Annotated in this window: 10 protein-coding genes; 6 read left to right on the top strand and 4 right to left on the bottom strand. The window is 70.1% G+C overall.

Going from position 1 to position 14,003, the window contains the following annotated elements; translation table 11 throughout:
* The first annotated feature begins 83 nt into the window (after window positions 1-83).
* Entirely contained in the window at window positions 84-329 is a 246-nt protein-coding gene (locus tag SM757_RS25050; RefSeq protein ID WP_322467482.1) for a DUF2789 domain-containing protein, read from the top strand.
* A gap of 48 nt (window positions 330-377) precedes the next feature.
* On the opposite strand, the gene SM757_RS25045 is transcribed toward SM757_RS25050, so the two are convergent.
* Entirely contained in the window at window positions 378-1,784 is a 1,407-nt protein-coding gene (locus SM757_RS25045) for a replication initiation protein (protein ID WP_322467481.1), read from the bottom strand.
* Between the two features lie 655 nt (window positions 1,785-2,439).
* Here SM757_RS25045 and SM757_RS25040 point away from each other — a divergent pair.
* Together SM757_RS25040 and SM757_RS25035 are read left to right on the top strand one after the other, a co-directional pair.
* A complete protein-coding gene (locus SM757_RS25040) occupies window positions 2,440-3,612 on the top strand; it encodes an AAA family ATPase (protein WP_322467480.1) in 1,173 nt (390 codons plus the stop codon).
* 1 nt (window position 3,613) lies between these two features.
* Entirely contained in the window at window positions 3,614-4,660 is a 1,047-nt protein-coding gene (locus SM757_RS25035) for a ParB/RepB/Spo0J family partition protein (protein WP_322467479.1), read from the top strand.
* Window positions 4,661-4,937: 277 nt separating this feature from the next.
* On the opposite strand, the gene SM757_RS25030 is transcribed toward SM757_RS25035, so the two are convergent.
* Window positions 4,938-7,010, bottom strand: a complete 2,073-nt coding sequence (locus SM757_RS25030; protein WP_322467478.1) for a phage integrase family protein — start codon at window positions 7,008-7,010, stop codon at window positions 4,938-4,940.
* Window positions 7,011-7,332: 322 nt separating this feature from the next.
* Between SM757_RS25030 and pyk the strand changes: the two genes are divergently transcribed.
* Window positions 7,333-8,751, top strand: a complete 1,419-nt coding sequence (gene pyk, locus SM757_RS25025; RefSeq protein ID WP_322467477.1) for a pyruvate kinase — start codon at window positions 7,333-7,335, stop codon at window positions 8,749-8,751.
* Between the two features lie 133 nt (window positions 8,752-8,884).
* On the opposite strand, the gene SM757_RS25020 is transcribed toward pyk, so the two are convergent.
* Window positions 8,885-9,358, bottom strand: a complete 474-nt coding sequence (locus tag SM757_RS25020; protein WP_157118984.1) for a hypothetical protein — start codon at window positions 9,356-9,358, stop codon at window positions 8,885-8,887.
* Window positions 9,359-9,881: 523 nt separating this feature from the next.
* Between SM757_RS25020 and SM757_RS25015 the strand changes: the two genes are divergently transcribed.
* Both SM757_RS25015 and SM757_RS25010 read left to right on the top strand, forming a co-directional pair.
* On the top strand, window positions 9,882-11,663 hold the full coding sequence (locus tag SM757_RS25015) for a SulP family inorganic anion transporter (protein ID WP_322467476.1): 1,782 nt from the start codon (window positions 9,882-9,884) through the stop codon (window positions 11,661-11,663).
* A gap of 143 nt (window positions 11,664-11,806) precedes the next feature.
* Window positions 11,807-12,982 carry a methyl-accepting chemotaxis protein gene (locus SM757_RS25010; protein WP_322467475.1) on the top strand — a complete coding sequence of 392 codons (1,176 nt, stop codon included), beginning with the start codon at window positions 11,807-11,809 and terminating at the stop codon, window positions 12,980-12,982.
* Between the two features lie 84 nt (window positions 12,983-13,066).
* On the opposite strand, the gene SM757_RS25005 is transcribed toward SM757_RS25010, so the two are convergent.
* Entirely contained in the window at window positions 13,067-13,768 is a 702-nt protein-coding gene (locus tag SM757_RS25005) for a fumarylacetoacetate hydrolase family protein (protein ID WP_322467474.1), read from the bottom strand.
* Window positions 13,769-14,003: the final 235 nt, after the last annotated feature.

The raw sequence follows: 14,003 nt of genomic DNA, 5'->3' as shown, positions 1-14,003 counted from the left end.
GCGCCGACCGGCGCGCAGCGGCACTCCAACCATTCCGGCGCATGGCGCCACAGTCCGTTCAAGCCAAGGGAAAGGACACTGTCATGGAACTCTCCAACCACGCCTTGAAAGACCTCTTCGACCAGCTCGGCCTGCCCAGCGAGCAAGGCGACATAGAGCACTTCATAGAGAGCCACCGGCCGCTGCCGGACGATCTGCGGCTGGCGGATGCGCCGTTCTGGACGCCGGCGCAGGCGCAGTTCCTCAAGGAGGAATTCCTGGATGACGCGGATTGGGCGCCGCTGGTGGACCAGCTCAACGCGCTCCTGCATCAGCCGACGCGGCACTGAGCGCGGCGCGTTCGCCCATGCGGCGAACGCACGCCGGGCCTGCGGCTTTCAGCCCAGGCCGTTTTGCTCCATGTAGAAGCGCACCATGCTGGCCATGACCAGGGGCGACTGCCACTGGCGCGCGTCCAGCCGGCGCATGAGCGTGGGCGTGGCGGTGCCGGCGGCCACCACGTGGGCGCGCAGCCGCTCCATCCAGGCCGCCTGCTCGGCCTCCGGTAAAGCCTCGAAAACCGCCCTCGCCTGGGCCAGCGCCCGCGACTGCGCCTGCTGCGCGGCGGTGGCCGGGTTTTGCAGCCCGGCTTCCCGCACCGCGGCGGCGGGCCGTGGGGCTGCGGCCATCGGCCCCGGCGCAGCGGCGGCCGGCGCGGGCGCAGGGGTGCCCGGCTGCGCCACGGTGGGATGCGCCTCGTTCTCCAGGCCGGCCAGGATGGTCTTGAGGTAGGCGGCCTTGTTGACGATGGGCTTGCTGGCACCGGCACCGGCGTAGCGCTGCATGGCGTCCAGCGCGCGGGCCACGGTGGCTTCGCCGTAGCGCTCCATGAAGGCATCGACATCGCTTTCGCGCAGGCCCAGGGCCAGTGCGCGCGCCACCTGCGTCACGTCGGCGGGCTGCTGCTCGGCGCGGGCAGCCGCCACCTCCGGCGCCTGCTTGCGGCGCACGGCGAACTGCACCTCGGCCACGGCACGGCCTTCCTTGTATTCGAGCAGCTCGATTTCGAGGTCGCTGATTTCGTTGATGTCGCGTATGGCGGGGCTGACGAACTCGTTCTTGAACTTGCGCCACTCGCGCTGGCGCGCCAGCTCGGAGCCCTTGAGCACGGCCACCCACCAGCTCCAGTGCTGGCGCGCGGTGACGCCGCCGGGGTTGTCGCGGTAGCGGGCGCAGATTTCGTACAGCGCCACGGCCGTGTAGGTGCCCAGCTGCGCGATCGTTTCCAGCTCCAGCCGCGCCCACCGGTTCGGACCCAGCATCTGCTGCTGGATGGTGGGCGGGTAGAACCACGTGACCCAGTTCTCGCCGTTCTTCTTGTACAGGCGCACCTCCGAGAGCATGTTGAACATGCGCAGCTCGTCGCGCGTATCCGCCGCGCCGCCCTCGGCGAAGCTGGCCGCCGCCGCGTCAGCCGGCAGCAGGCTCCACTGCTCGCCGCGCGACAGCGGGCGCCACTCGATCTTGGTGGACATCATCTGTTCGATGTAGCGCTTGGCGTCCACGGCTACGTTGGAGCCGGCACCGAAGCCGCGCAGGATGGCGTTGAGCGGCGCACTGAAACCGGTGCTGCCGTCAGCACCTTGCGCGCCCTGGCGCTGCGCGATGTGCAGCATGACGTTGTAGGCCTTGCGCGCGGTGACGGTGAGGCTCTTGTTCAGCGGAACGATGGCCAGCGCCGCCACCGGCTTGTTCAGCATGCCGGCGGGAGCGTCCTTCTTCAGCGACGTCAGCTTCTTGGCCATGGCGCAGTATATGTCCGCACGCGTTCGGACAGATGGCACGGACACCGGCGCCCTGCTGTCCTCGTTTCAACGGACAGCATATGGAACTCGCTCAGCCAACCCCCGGAAAAGCCGGACATTTACAAGTGCCGCAAGCTTGAGGAAGCCCCGGAAAAGCCGGACGCTTGGCTACCTGCGGACCGACAGCAAAGGCCTGAAAACCCGGACACTTCACGGTTCACAACTGAGAAACAGGCCTGCCGGCCCTTGGAACAAGCGTCCTACAAAGCGGACACGGAGCATGGAACAGCCACGCCCGGAAAACCGGGACACTTGCCCGCAAGCTCAGACAGTTGGCTCGCAATGCCGGACGCATGTGCAGGCCATCCCGGACGGATGCTTGGGCAAAGCCGGACGGTAAAACTTATTAAGTTGTTGATTTATATGGAAAATTCAAGGTTTTCCACAGGCCCGAAATCTTGAATCTTTGAATTCTTCTAAAGATCGGATGACGTTGAGGAAAAGAGAACTCCATACAGCCGAAAGTGTCCGGATTCTCCGGACCGTTGTTGAATCAAGACGCGGCTTTCACGTGTGACTGCGAAAACGGCGTTCTCTATAGAATCGGCCGCTACAGCAACATTCGCGCGGGAAAGGACTGTTTGTGGAATCACTTTTGAGCAACGCTGCGCGCAGCATCAGCCTGGAGGCCATTGCGGAGCAGGCCGAGCGGGTGAAGTCCATCGTGGCCCAGGTGCGGGGCGCCATGCTCGCGCCGGATGCGCGCAAGAAGCCTCCCACCTTCTCCACCACGCAGCTCATGGCACTGACCGGGCTGGACAAGGGGCAGGTGGACTACCGCGTGCGCAAGGGTGACCTGCCCAGCGGACGGCTCAACAGCACGGGGTCGCGGCGCGAGTTCACGTTGGAGGAGGCGCGCCGCTGGGTGAAGGACGTGCGCAGGGAGGAGCTTCGGCCACAGGGCGCGGAGGCCGTCACCATCGCCATCGGCAACTTCAAGGGCGGCGTGACCAAGACCACCACTTCGCTGACGCTGGCGCAAGGGCTGAACCTGCGCGGGCATCGGGTGCTGGTGATCGACTGCGATCCGCAGGGCAGCCTGACCACGCTGTTCGGCCTGCTGCCGGACTCGGAGGTCAACGTGGATGACACGGTGCTGCCGCTGTTCACTGGCGACCAGGCCGACATCGCCTACGCCATTCGACCGACTTACTGGGACGGCATCGACCTTGTGGCGGCGGCGTCCTTCCTGTTCTCGGCCGAGTTCGTGCTGCCGGCCAAACAGAGCAAGGATCCGAAATTCGAGTTCTGGAACGTGCTGAACTACGGCATAGACCCGGTGCGGCTGGACTACGACGTGATCATCATCGACACGCCGCCCGCCCTCTCCTACACCACCATCAACGCGCTGATGGCCAGCGACGGGATCATCATGCCGCTGCCGCCCAATGCGCTGGACTTCGCTTCCAGCGCCCAGTTCTGGGATCTGTTCTCCGACCTGACCACGCAGCTCGTCAAGAACCGCGGCGGCAGCAAGGAATTCGCCTTCATAGACATCCTGCCGGCCAAGGTGGAGTCCACCGACCAGGCCAGCCTGGTGGTGCGCGAGTGGATGGCCGCGGCCTACGCCGAGAAGGTGTTGCCCGTGGAGATACCGAAGTCCATGGCGGCCAGCACCTCCAGCGCCGAGTTCGGCACCGTGTATGACAGCAGCCCGGCCAATGCCAGCACGCGCACGTTCAAGCGTGCTTACGAAGCCTATGACCGGCTGGTGGAGCTGATCGAAGACCAAGCCCAGACCTTCTGGCGCAAGCAACTGGGAGCGTGACATGGCCTCGCAAGGAACACCTGTGAAGAAGAAGGGGTCCGGCATCCACTTCGTATTGCCCGATGCGCGCAAGGAGGGGGAGCTTGCTTCCCCCGCGCCGGTGGCGGCGCGGGCCAACGCGCCGCGCACCGGCGTGGGCCTGTTGGCCACGACCGTGTTCGAGACTGCCAAGCTGGAGGAGCGCATAGAGGCGCTGCAGGGCGAAGTGCAGAAACTGGAGTCCGAGCGCGGCGGACAGCTCATGGATGCGCGCAGCGTGGTGCCCAGCCGCTGGGCCAACCGGCATCCGGACGCTTTCACCGGGCCGGAATTCGAGGAGCTCAAGCGCGAGATTCGCGATGCGGGCGGCAACGTCCAGCCCATCAAGGTGCGGCCGCTGCCGGCACCGCGTGCGGGCGAGGGCGGCGTGGAGGCACGATACGAGATCGTCTTCGGCCACCGCCGCCACCATGCGTGCCTGGAGCTGGGCCTGCCGGTGCTGGCCATCGTGCAGGAGTTGCCGGACCGCGACCTGTTCATCCACATGGAGCGGGAGAACCGCGGGCGGCAAAGCCTTTCGGCGTGGGAGCAGGGGCGCATGTATTTGCGTGCGCTGGATGAAGGGCTGTTTCCCTCCAACACCCAGTTGGCCAATGCCATTGGGCGCAGCGTCAGCGACATCGGCAAGGCGGTGCGCATTGCGCAGCTGCCCTCCGAAGTCGTCGGCGCCTTTCCCTCGCCCAACGCCATCCAGTTCCGCTGGGCGGCCGACCTGCAGCGCGCGCTGGAAAAGGACGCCGATGCCGTGCTGGCCGCCGCCCGTGCCGCTGACCAGATCGAACCCCACCCTTCGGCCGCCGAAGTTCATGCCACGCTCACGGCCTGCCTGCGCGACAAGGGGGTGGGACGGTCCTACCCCCCGGTGCACGAGATCGACCTGGGCCAGGGCCGCAGCGCCACGCTGCGCAGCGACGCCAAAGGTCGCACCGTGGTGGAGTTGAGCGCAGGCGTGCTGCCCGCGGACCAGTGGCCGGCCTTGGAGGCGGCACTGCGCAAGATCGTGGGCTGAGCGGGCGCGGTCTGCGCCCGCGCGGACGGCTTGTTGAGACGAAGGGGTGGGACGGTCCCACCCCTTTTGCTTTTCGTCTCCGCTTGAAGCATCAAGGAAACTGCAGTGCACAGGCCGTGGGCGTAGGGGGTGGGACGGTCCTACCCCCACCCGGAAAAGTATTCGTGCGTAGACAGCCGAGCCACGATGCAATTCCAGCGGCTGGGCCGGCAGGGGGTGGGACCGTCCCACCCCCTTTCGGTTTTGCGTGCTCTGCCGTCGAGCGCGCTGCGCAAGCTCAGTCTTGCCAGAACTTCTTCATTGCCTTCATGCGCCGGCGTTGCTCGGTCGTGACGTACACGGTGGTCGTCGCCAGCGAGGCATGCCCCAGGTTCTGCTGCGCGATTTCTATGGGCATGCCGCGCGCGATGGCGTGCGAAGCATGGCTGTGGCGCAGCCAATGGGTGCTGGCGGCAAACAGGCGCTGTGCACCGCGTTCGTTGCCCTGGGCGCGCAGCAGCCCGGCGCAGTGGCCAAAGAAGGTCTTGAGTTGGTCGTAAAGGGTGTTGGACGCGATGCCGGCTGCCGGGTCGATGCCAGCGCCGAGCAACTGCGGTGCGCGCTCGGCCGCGTCACTGGCCAAGCCCAGCAGGAAGGCGTCTTGTGTTGCCGGGTGGCCGGGGTCGGGGTCCAGCCCACGCGAGGCCAGGTAGTCCAGCAACTCGTCAGCCACCGGTTGCGGCAGGGGCACCTCGCGCTGGCGCTGGCCCTTGCCGACCACGCGCAGCACCCAGCCGGCCTCGGCCTGTGCGTCCTCGCCGTCGGCCGGGTATTCCACCCAATGCAGGTCGCCCGCGCGGGCCGCCACCGCTTCGGACAGGCGCAGGCCCGTGGCGTAGAGCAGCAGCAGGGCGGCACGCAGGCGGCGGGTGGAGCCGTTGGCCGGCTGCAGCTCCAATTGCTCCCGCACGAAACGCCACTGCGCCATGGTCAGGCTGCGGCCGGCATCCACGCGCGGTGCGGCGCCACGCGACACGGCCACGCCCGTCCACGGATTGCCCACCAGGTAGTTTTGCTGGACGAGGAAGTTGTAGAGGTTGCGCAGCACGGTCAGTGCCTGGCCCACGGCGCGTGCCGACAGCGGACCTTCGAACGGCCGCCACAGCGGCGACCAGCGCTCGCGCCCGCGCGGCCCGCACCAGCGGCTGCGCGGCTGCGGGTCGGCCAGGAAACCGCGGTAGGCCACGCAGTCCTCATGGGTCATGGAGGACAAGGCCTTGCCCCGCACCAACAGGGCCCACAGCAGGAAGCGTTCGGCCTCCTTGCGGTAGGCGCGCTGGGTGTGGGAGAGCACGGGTGGCAACGGAGACAGCGACGGCGACGCGCGTGTGCCGGTCACCGCCAAGGCATCGCCCGCGGCGCGCGAGCGCCGCCGCGCCACCACGGCCGCCTGCTGCTGCGGCGTCGCGCCGTGCTTGGCGCCGATCCAGGCCAGGATGGCTTCGTAGTCGTTGCCCGCCGCCAGCAGGCATTGCGCCTGCGGCCGGCGGTACAGGCCGCGGCTGCCGTCCATTTCGGCCGGCACCACGATCTTCTCCAGCGGCCGGATGTCGGTGGCCGCCATCACCACGCCGTGCAAGGCCTGCTCGGCCAGGTGCGATCGGGGCAGGGCGGTGTGGGCACCGATGCGCAACCCAGTGGAGTCTTCATGCGCGCGCAACCACTCCACGATGCGCTGCGCCTTGGTTCGGCCAATGCCGCGCAGGCCGCCATGCCAGCCCTGGCCCAGTCCGTTGATGCGCTCGGCCAGTTGGTGCAGGGTGAACAGGTCGGCGGCTTCCAGGCGGGACGCCAACGCCGGGTTGAGCCACGCGGCCAGCGCGTCGCCCGCGCGAGGCGGCTCGGCCACCAGCGCTTCCAGCCAGCGCAGCGCCTCCAGCTGCTTTTCCACCAGGCGGGCGCGCCGGCGCAGCCGGCGGCCTTGAGCGCCATAGGCCGCCGCATAGGCCTCGGCCTGTTCCTGCTGGGAAAAGTCCTGCAGCCCGTGCTGTTCGGCAAAGCTGTCCAGCGAGGGCAGGGCGGCTGCGTCGAACAGCCTGGACGTGTCCAGCCTGACGAGCCGCGCCACGCCGTGCCTGTCCTCGCGCCGCGCGGCGGCGGCGAACTCGTCGCGCAGCCAGGCGATGGTGGCGCGCACGGTGCGCAGGTCCGTGGCTTCGCCTTCGGCGCGCAGGTAACGGTCCCAGCTTTCGCGCAGGTCCAGGCCCTGCACCAGTGCACGCATGAAGGCGAAGTGACCACCATGCAGCTTGCGCCGCCGCGCGGCGCGGGCGGATGCCGGCACCAGCGCGGAAGCGGCCCCCGCCGCCACGGCAGGGCCTCCATCGCCGCGATGCACGGGCAGGACGTCTTCGGCTGCACCCCTTTCATGCCCGCCAGATTTCCCGCCAAGTGCTTGCCGCGCCATGAATTTCCTCTTTGCCGCGTCAGGCCGCAGCAGTTGGCTGATTTTTTTGTAGGTGTTGATAATAAAGCTTATCAACCCCAGGATTCGCAGCCATCCGGCCGTGGATTCGGCGCCGGAATAGCTCATATCTGTCCGCTGGCGTTCCTCTGGAGGGCACAAGTCCAGACCATGGCGGCGCTGGAACCCTCCAGCCCCGCCAAGACGAGACACCAGGAGATTTGCCCCCATGCGCCGCCATCGCCAAGCCAAGATCGTTGCCACGGTCGGTCCCGCCAGCAGCAGCCCCCAGACGCTGCGCGCGCTCTTCGATGCCGGCGTGGACGTGTTCCGGCTCAACTTCAGCCACGGCACGCAGGCCGACCACCGCGAGCGGCTGCAGGCCATTCGCGCCATGGAGCGCGAGGTGGGCCGCCCGATCGGCGTGCTGCTGGACCTGCAAGGCCCCAAGCTGCGCATAGGCACCTTTGCCGACGGCCCCATCACGCTGTCCGCGGGCGAGCGCTTCACGCTGGACCTGCAGCGCGAGCTGCCCGGCAGCCAGCGCCGCGTGGCGCTGCCGCACCCGGAAATCTTCGCCGCGCTGCGCCCGGGCTCGGAGCTGCTCATCGACGACGGCCGCGTGCGGCTGCGCGTGGTGGCCTGCGACGCGCAGCACGCCGACACCGAGGTGCTGGTGGGCGGCACCGTCTCCGAGCGCAAGGGCGTCAACGTGCCGGACGTGCTGCTGCCGCTGTCCGCGCTCACGCCCAAGGACCTGGCCGACCTGGACTTCGGCCTGAGCCTGGGGGTGGACTGGGTGGCCATGTCCTTCGTCCAGCAGCCGCAGGACGTGGAGCAGTTGCGCGAGATCGTGCAGGGCCGCGCCGGCATCATGGCCAAGCTGGAGAAGCCCCTGGCCATCCACCACCTGGACGAGATCGTGGAGCGCTGCGACGCCCTCATGGTCGCGCGCGGCGACTTGGGCGTGGAGCTGCCCGCCGAGGCCGTGCCGCCCATACAGCGGCGCATCGTCCGCGCCTGCCGCCGCGCCGGCAAGCCGGTGATCGTGGCCACGCAGATGCTGGAGTCCATGGTCAGCTCGCCCGTGCCCACGCGCGCCGAGGCGTCCGACGTGGCTACCGCCATCTACGACGGCGCCGACGCGGTGATGCTCTCGGCCGAGTCCGCTTCCGGCCGCTACCCGGTGGAGGCGGTGCGCATGATGGACCGCATCATCCGCACCGCCGAGGACGACCCGCACCACCGCCAGGCGCTGGACGCCTCGCACACGCCCGCTCGCGCCGAGCGCGGCGACGCCATCGGCTGCGCCACGCGCCGCGTGGCCGCGCTGCTGGACGTGGCCGCCATTGCCGCCTTCACCAGCACCGGCGCCTCGGCGCTGCGCATGGCGCGCGAGCGCCCGCGCGCGCCCATCCTGGGCCTCACGCCCAACGAGAGCACCGCGCGGCGGTTGCCTCTGGCCTGGGGCGTGCACGCCGTGGCCTGCGGCGCCGTCTCCGACCAGGCCGACATGGCCGAGCGCGCCTGCGCCATCGCGCGCGAGCAGGGCTTCGCGCAAGTTGGGCAGACGGTGGTGGTCACGGCCGGGATGCCGTTCGGCACGCCGGGGACGACCAATTTGCTGCGCATTGCGCAGGTGGAGTGAAAAGGCCCTGCGGCTGAACGAAGGTGGCCCCTCCCGCCGGCCTGTAGGAGGACCGCTGGCGGGCCGAATGGCAGCCAGGCCACGGTTCGGCCCGCCAGCGGGCACGCCTACAAGGCGTGCTGGCGGCGTTTACTCACGCCCGCCCCTCCTGCCCATTGACCCGCGCGCACACCGTCAGCGCCGTGCACAGCGCCAGCAGTTGCGCCTGCAGCTCGCTGGCGTCGCGCAGCCGGCCCGCGGGCAGGGCGGCGTCCGAGGACCAATGCCGCATCTGCGCGCGCAGCCGCTCGCGCGCCCAAGCCGGCCCAAGCGTGTCGCCCAACCAGTCCAGCGGGGCCAGCAGGCCTCGCACCTCCTCCACGGTGCGCTGGCAAAGCTGTTCCAGTTGCGCGCGCGACAGGTGCCGGCCCGCATCCTGCACGCGGGCGCGGCCGAGCTGCCGCTCCAGCTCATGCACCCGGCGCGCCAGCGCCAGCAGGTCCACCGCCTGGGCGCGGCGCCGTCCGAAGCGGGCCGCGCGGGCGGCCCACAAGGCCAGCGCCCAATGCCGGGCCGAGCGCAGCACGCGTGCCAGCACGCCAGGGCCCTTGCGTCTGAGCGCCGCCATGCGCGGGCTCAGGCACGGCACGGTGCCGGCAGGGCGCGGCACGGCGGCCGCGCCGGCCACGCCCCGGCATCCATGGCCTGCGCGCTGGGCGCAGGGCGCTGTGGCTTTTCAAACATGAAGCTCTGCGAAGTTGAAAAGCGGCGCAGTAGGCCAGCCGCTTCCAAGGTGCCCTGTTGCCAGCCGCTGCATTTCTGCGGTGGGCGCAACCAGCCGTTTCCCCCGGACCGGGTGGCTCAGCAACCGATACATCCGATACGGCCAGGGTGGTTCGCAGCCCACGGTGCGCTTGTGCAAATGCGTCAATGCTGATAGGGGGGAATGGCGCGCCCCCGGTGGCCCATGGTTGCGCGCGCTTCTACCTAGCGGCCGCGCCGCGGGTCTGCGCCAAGGTAGCGGACCGCGATGCGCCCGGGCCCCATGCCGGGATGGCGCCGGGGCCCGCACGCCGCCCTGGGCTTCCACCCGGGCAGCACCTGGGCCCTGTGCGAACCCGGTGGCAGCGCACGCTACCCTTGCCCCTGCCATGCTTCAACGACGCCGTTTCACCGCTTCCGTCCGTTCCCGCCTGCCCGCATTCCCCTCCACGGACGACCTGCGCGCCGACGCGCTGGCCGGCCTGCTGGGTGCCGTGCTGGTGCTGCCGCAGGGCATCGCCTTCGCCACGCTGGCCGGGCTGCCGCCGCAGTACGGCCTGTATTCGGCGGTGGTGCCCTGCATCGTCGCGGCGCTGGCGGGCTCCAGCCGCCACGTCGTCTCCGGGCCCACCAACGCCAACTCGCTGGCGCTGTTCGCCATGCTGGCGCCGCTGGCCGCCGTGGGCTCGCCGGCCTACGTGGAGCTGGCGCTGGCGGTCACGGTGCTGGTTGGGCTGCTGCAGTTCGCCACCGGCGCGCTGCGGCTGGGCTCGGTGGCCAATTTCATCTCGCCCACGGCGCTGCTGGGCTTCACCGCGGGCGCGGCGTTGCTGATCGTGGTGCACGCGCTCAAGGACGCGCTGGGCCTCACGCTGCCGCCGGGCCCAAGTGCCGGCGCCGTGCTGCAGGCGGCCTTCTCCCAGGCCCCGCAGCCCGGCGCGCTGCTGGTGGCGCTGGTCACGCTGGGCACGGCCGCGGGGCTGCGCCACCACCGCCGCGGCTCGCCCTTCATGCTCGCGGGCCTGGCCGTGGGCACGGCGCTGGCGGCGCTGCTGGCGCACTTGGCGCCGGCCGCCTGGCACGTGCGGCTGCTGGGCGCCTTGCCCTCGGCGCTGCCGCCCTTTCACCCGCCGGCGGTGGCGCCGGAGCAATTGCCGCAGCTGCTGGGCATCGCCGCGGCGCTGACGGTGGTGGCGCTGGCGCAGTCCATCGCCATCGCCAAGGTCGTGGCCGCGCGCTCGGGGCAGCGCATAGACGCCAACCGCGAGTTCCTGGGCCAGGGCCTGTCCAACCTCGTGGGCGGCTTCTTCTCCTGCTACGTGTCCTGCGGCTCGCTCAACCGCTCGCTGCCCAACCTGGAGGCCGGCGCGCGCGGCCCGCTGGCCGCCGTGTTCTCGGCGCTGCTGGTCATCCCGCTGGTGGCGATGTCGGCGCCGCTGCTGGCGCTCATTCCCTTTGCCGCCATCGCCGGGCTGCTGGTGCTGGTGGGGTTCACCTTGCTGGACCTGCCGCGCTGGCGGCACCTGCGGCGCGCCAGCCGTTCCGAGCTCGCCGTGGCCCTGATCACCCTGGCCGCCACGGTGAGCGTGCGGCTGGAGATCGCCGTGCTCATCGGCAGCGCGCTGTCGCTGGGCCTGTACCTGCACCGCACCTCCCGCCCGGCCATGCGCACCATGGGTTTCAACCTCCCGCGCGAGGATGGACACCGGCCTTTCGTGGTCGTCGAGCACACCGCGGACGCGCTGCCGGAGTGCCCGCAGTTGAAGCTGCTGCGCATGGAGGGCTCGGTCTACTTCGGCGCCACGGCCCACGTGGCCGACCGGCTGCAGGCGCTGCGCGACGCGGGCCAGCCGCAAAAGCACCTGCTGGTCATGGCCAAAAGCATGAATTTCATCGACGTGGCCGGCGCCGAGCTGTGGCGCCAGGAGCTGCGCGCGCGCCGTGCCCTGGGCGGCGACCTGTACTTCCACCGCCCGCGCCCGCCGGTGCTGGCGCAGTGGCGGCGTGACGGCTTCCTGGACGAGCTCGGTGCCGACCACGTCTACCCCGACAAGCGCCGCGCCATCGCCGCCATCACCCACCGCCTGGACTGCGACACCTGCCGCCGCTGCACCGTGCGGGTGTTTCAGGAATGTGCCGAACTGCCGGGGCCGGGCTGCCGGCGCGGCTGAAAGCGCCCGCGCGTCCCATTGCTTGGGCCAGACCCGGCCTTGGGGCCCTGTCCCCATCGGGAAACTTTTTGAGTGACCTCAACTCCTGCGGCGCGTCGCCGATACCGCCGTGTCAGCTTTCATTAAGAAATCAGGAGACAAGCGTGACCTTCACCAACCTGAAAACCCGCACCATGCTGCCGCTGGCCTTTACGCTGCTGCTGCTGTTCATGCTGGCGCAGGCGGCGCTGGGCATCAGCGGCCTGCGCGACGTGGGCCGGGTGATGCACCAGGGGCTGGAGCACGACCGCACCGCGGCCGTGGCGGCCATCGACGACGAGGTGTCCTCGCTGACCTGGCTGATGGGCCTGCTGGCCGGCGCCGGGCTGCTGCTGGGCACGGGCTGCACGGTGGCGCTGGTGCGCGCCATCACGCGGCCGCTGGACGAGGCCATCGTCATCGCCGAGACCGTGGCCGCGGGCGACCTGAGCCAGGAGTTCAAGACCGAGCGCGGTGGCGACTTCGGCCGACTCCTGGGCGCGCTGGGCAACATGGAGGACACGCTCACGGACCTGGTCACGCGCATCAAGGGCTCCACCGACACCATCGCCGTGGCCTCCAAGCAGATCGACGGCGGCAACGTGGACCTGGCGCGCCGCACCGAGCAGCAGGCCGCCTCGCTGCAGCAGACCGCGGCCAGCATGAGCCAGCTCACCGAGACGGTGAAGCTCAACGCCGAGCGTGCCCACTCCGGCAGCGGCCTGGCCGCGCAGGCCCGCCAGGTGGCCGAGCAGGGCGGCGCGGTGATGGCGCAGGTAGTGGGCACCATGGACGCCATCAACACCAGCTCCAAGAAGGTGTCGGACATCATCGACGTGATCGAGGGCATCGCCTTCCAGACCAACATCCTGGCGCTCAACGCCGCGGTGGAAGCCGCCCGCGCGGGCGAGCAAGGCCGCGGCTTCGCGGTCGTGGCCGGCGAGGTGCGGCACCTGGCGCAGCGCAGCTCGCAGGCGGCCAAGGAGATCAAGGAGCTGATCAACGACGCCGTGGAGCACGTGGACAGCGGCTCCAGCCTGGTGCGCCAGGCCGGCGGCACCATGCAGGACATCGTGCGCGCCGTGCAGCGCGTCAACACCATCCTGGGCGAGATCTCCGGCGCCATGGCCGAGCAGAGCGCGGGCATCGCCCAGGTCAACCACGCCGTCTCGCACATGGACCGCGTGACGCAGGAAAACGCCGCCCTGGTGCAGCAGGCCACCGCCGCCACCTCGGCCCTGGCCTCTCAGGCGAGCGCCTTGCAGGCCGTGGTGGGGGAGTTCAAGCTGGAAGCGGCTTGAATGGCTTGAGCGTCGGCGGACAAGGCAAGGGCCTGCCGTGGCATCCGTCTCGGCGCTGCAAAGCGCAGCGCTCGCCGCGGGACTTCAGGCCGGCCGCGCCCCGATCTCGAACGCGAACGTCCCCACGCCCTGCACGCCGCCGCTGACGCGGTCGCCCGGCCGCAGCGCGCCCACGCCGGCCGGGGTGCCGGTGTAGATGAGATCGCCAGGCTGCAGCGCCACCGACTGCGAGACGTAACTGATGACGTCGGCCACCGGCCAGATCAGCTCGTTCAAGTCGCCCTGCTGGCGCACCTCGCCGTTGACCTCCAGCCACACCCGGCCGGCCGACGGGTGGCCCACTTCGGCCACCGGGCGCAACGCGGCGCAGGGAGCGGACGCATCGAAGCCCTTGCCCCAGTCCCAGGGGCGGCTCATCTTCTTGGCCACGTCCTGCAGGTCGCGCCGCGTCAGGTCCAGGCCGACGCCGTAGCCCCACACCAGCGACAGCGCCTCTTCAGGCGACACCCGGCTGCCGCCGGCCCCCAGCGCCACGACCAGCTCCACCTCGTGGTGCAGGTTGTCCGTGAGCGGCGGGTAGGCAATGACGCCCTCGGCCGGCACCACCGCGTCGGCCGGCTTCATGAAGAAGAAGGGCGGCTCGCGCGTGGGGTCGTTGCCCATCTCGCGCGCGTGCGCGGCGTAGTTGCGCCCCACGCAGAACACGCGGCGCACCGGAAAGCGCGCGCTGCTGCCGGCCACCGCCACCGAGGGCGTGGCCGGGGGCGCAAAGACGAATTCGCTCATGGCTGGTCTCCATTGCATTTTTGGGCGGGCCGCCGCCACGGCGGCCCAAGCGCTCCAGCGTAGCGGGCCGGCGCCGGCGCAGGCGTGGCCGTGTCCCGCCGCGTGGTACGGCACGGCTTGTGCCCGGGGCGCAGGCCGGTGTTTCATGCCGGACCGACCGCAGGAAAGCCGCCATGCAGCCGAAATACCGCATCCCCGCGCCCGCGCGCGCCGCCGGCCTTGCCCGGCGCCGCCT

It is taken from the genome of Azohydromonas lata (assembly GCF_034427735.1).
GTDB lineage: Bacteria > Pseudomonadota > Gammaproteobacteria > Burkholderiales > Burkholderiaceae_C > Azohydromonas > Azohydromonas lata.
The sequence above is the reverse complement of the archived record's forward strand: the minus strand, read 5'-3'. Positions and strand labels throughout refer to the sequence as shown.

What these genes read in the sequence shown, in the direction of transcription:
- SM757_RS25050 (WP_322467482.1), top strand. Translation starts at nt 84, where the DNA reads ATGGAACTCTCCAACCACGCCTTGAAAGACCTCTTCGACCAGCTCGGC.
- SM757_RS25045 (WP_322467481.1), bottom strand. Translation starts at nt 1,784, where the DNA reads ATGGCCAAGAAGCTGACGTCGCTGAAGAAGGACGCTCCCGCCGGCATG.
- SM757_RS25035 (WP_322467479.1), top strand. Translation starts at nt 3,614, where the DNA reads ATGGCCTCGCAAGGAACACCTGTGAAGAAGAAGGGGTCCGGCATCCAC.
- pyk (WP_322467477.1), top strand. Translation starts at nt 7,333, where the DNA reads ATGCGCCGCCATCGCCAAGCCAAGATCGTTGCCACGGTCGGTCCCGCC.
- SM757_RS25020 (WP_157118984.1), bottom strand. Translation starts at nt 9,358, where the DNA reads ATGGCGGCGCTCAGACGCAAGGGCCCTGGCGTGCTGGCACGCGTGCTG.
- SM757_RS25015 (WP_322467476.1), top strand. Translation starts at nt 9,882, where the DNA reads ATGCTTCAACGACGCCGTTTCACCGCTTCCGTCCGTTCCCGCCTGCCC.
- SM757_RS25005 (WP_322467474.1), bottom strand. Translation starts at nt 13,768, where the DNA reads ATGAGCGAATTCGTCTTTGCGCCCCCGGCCACGCCCTCGGTGGCGGTG.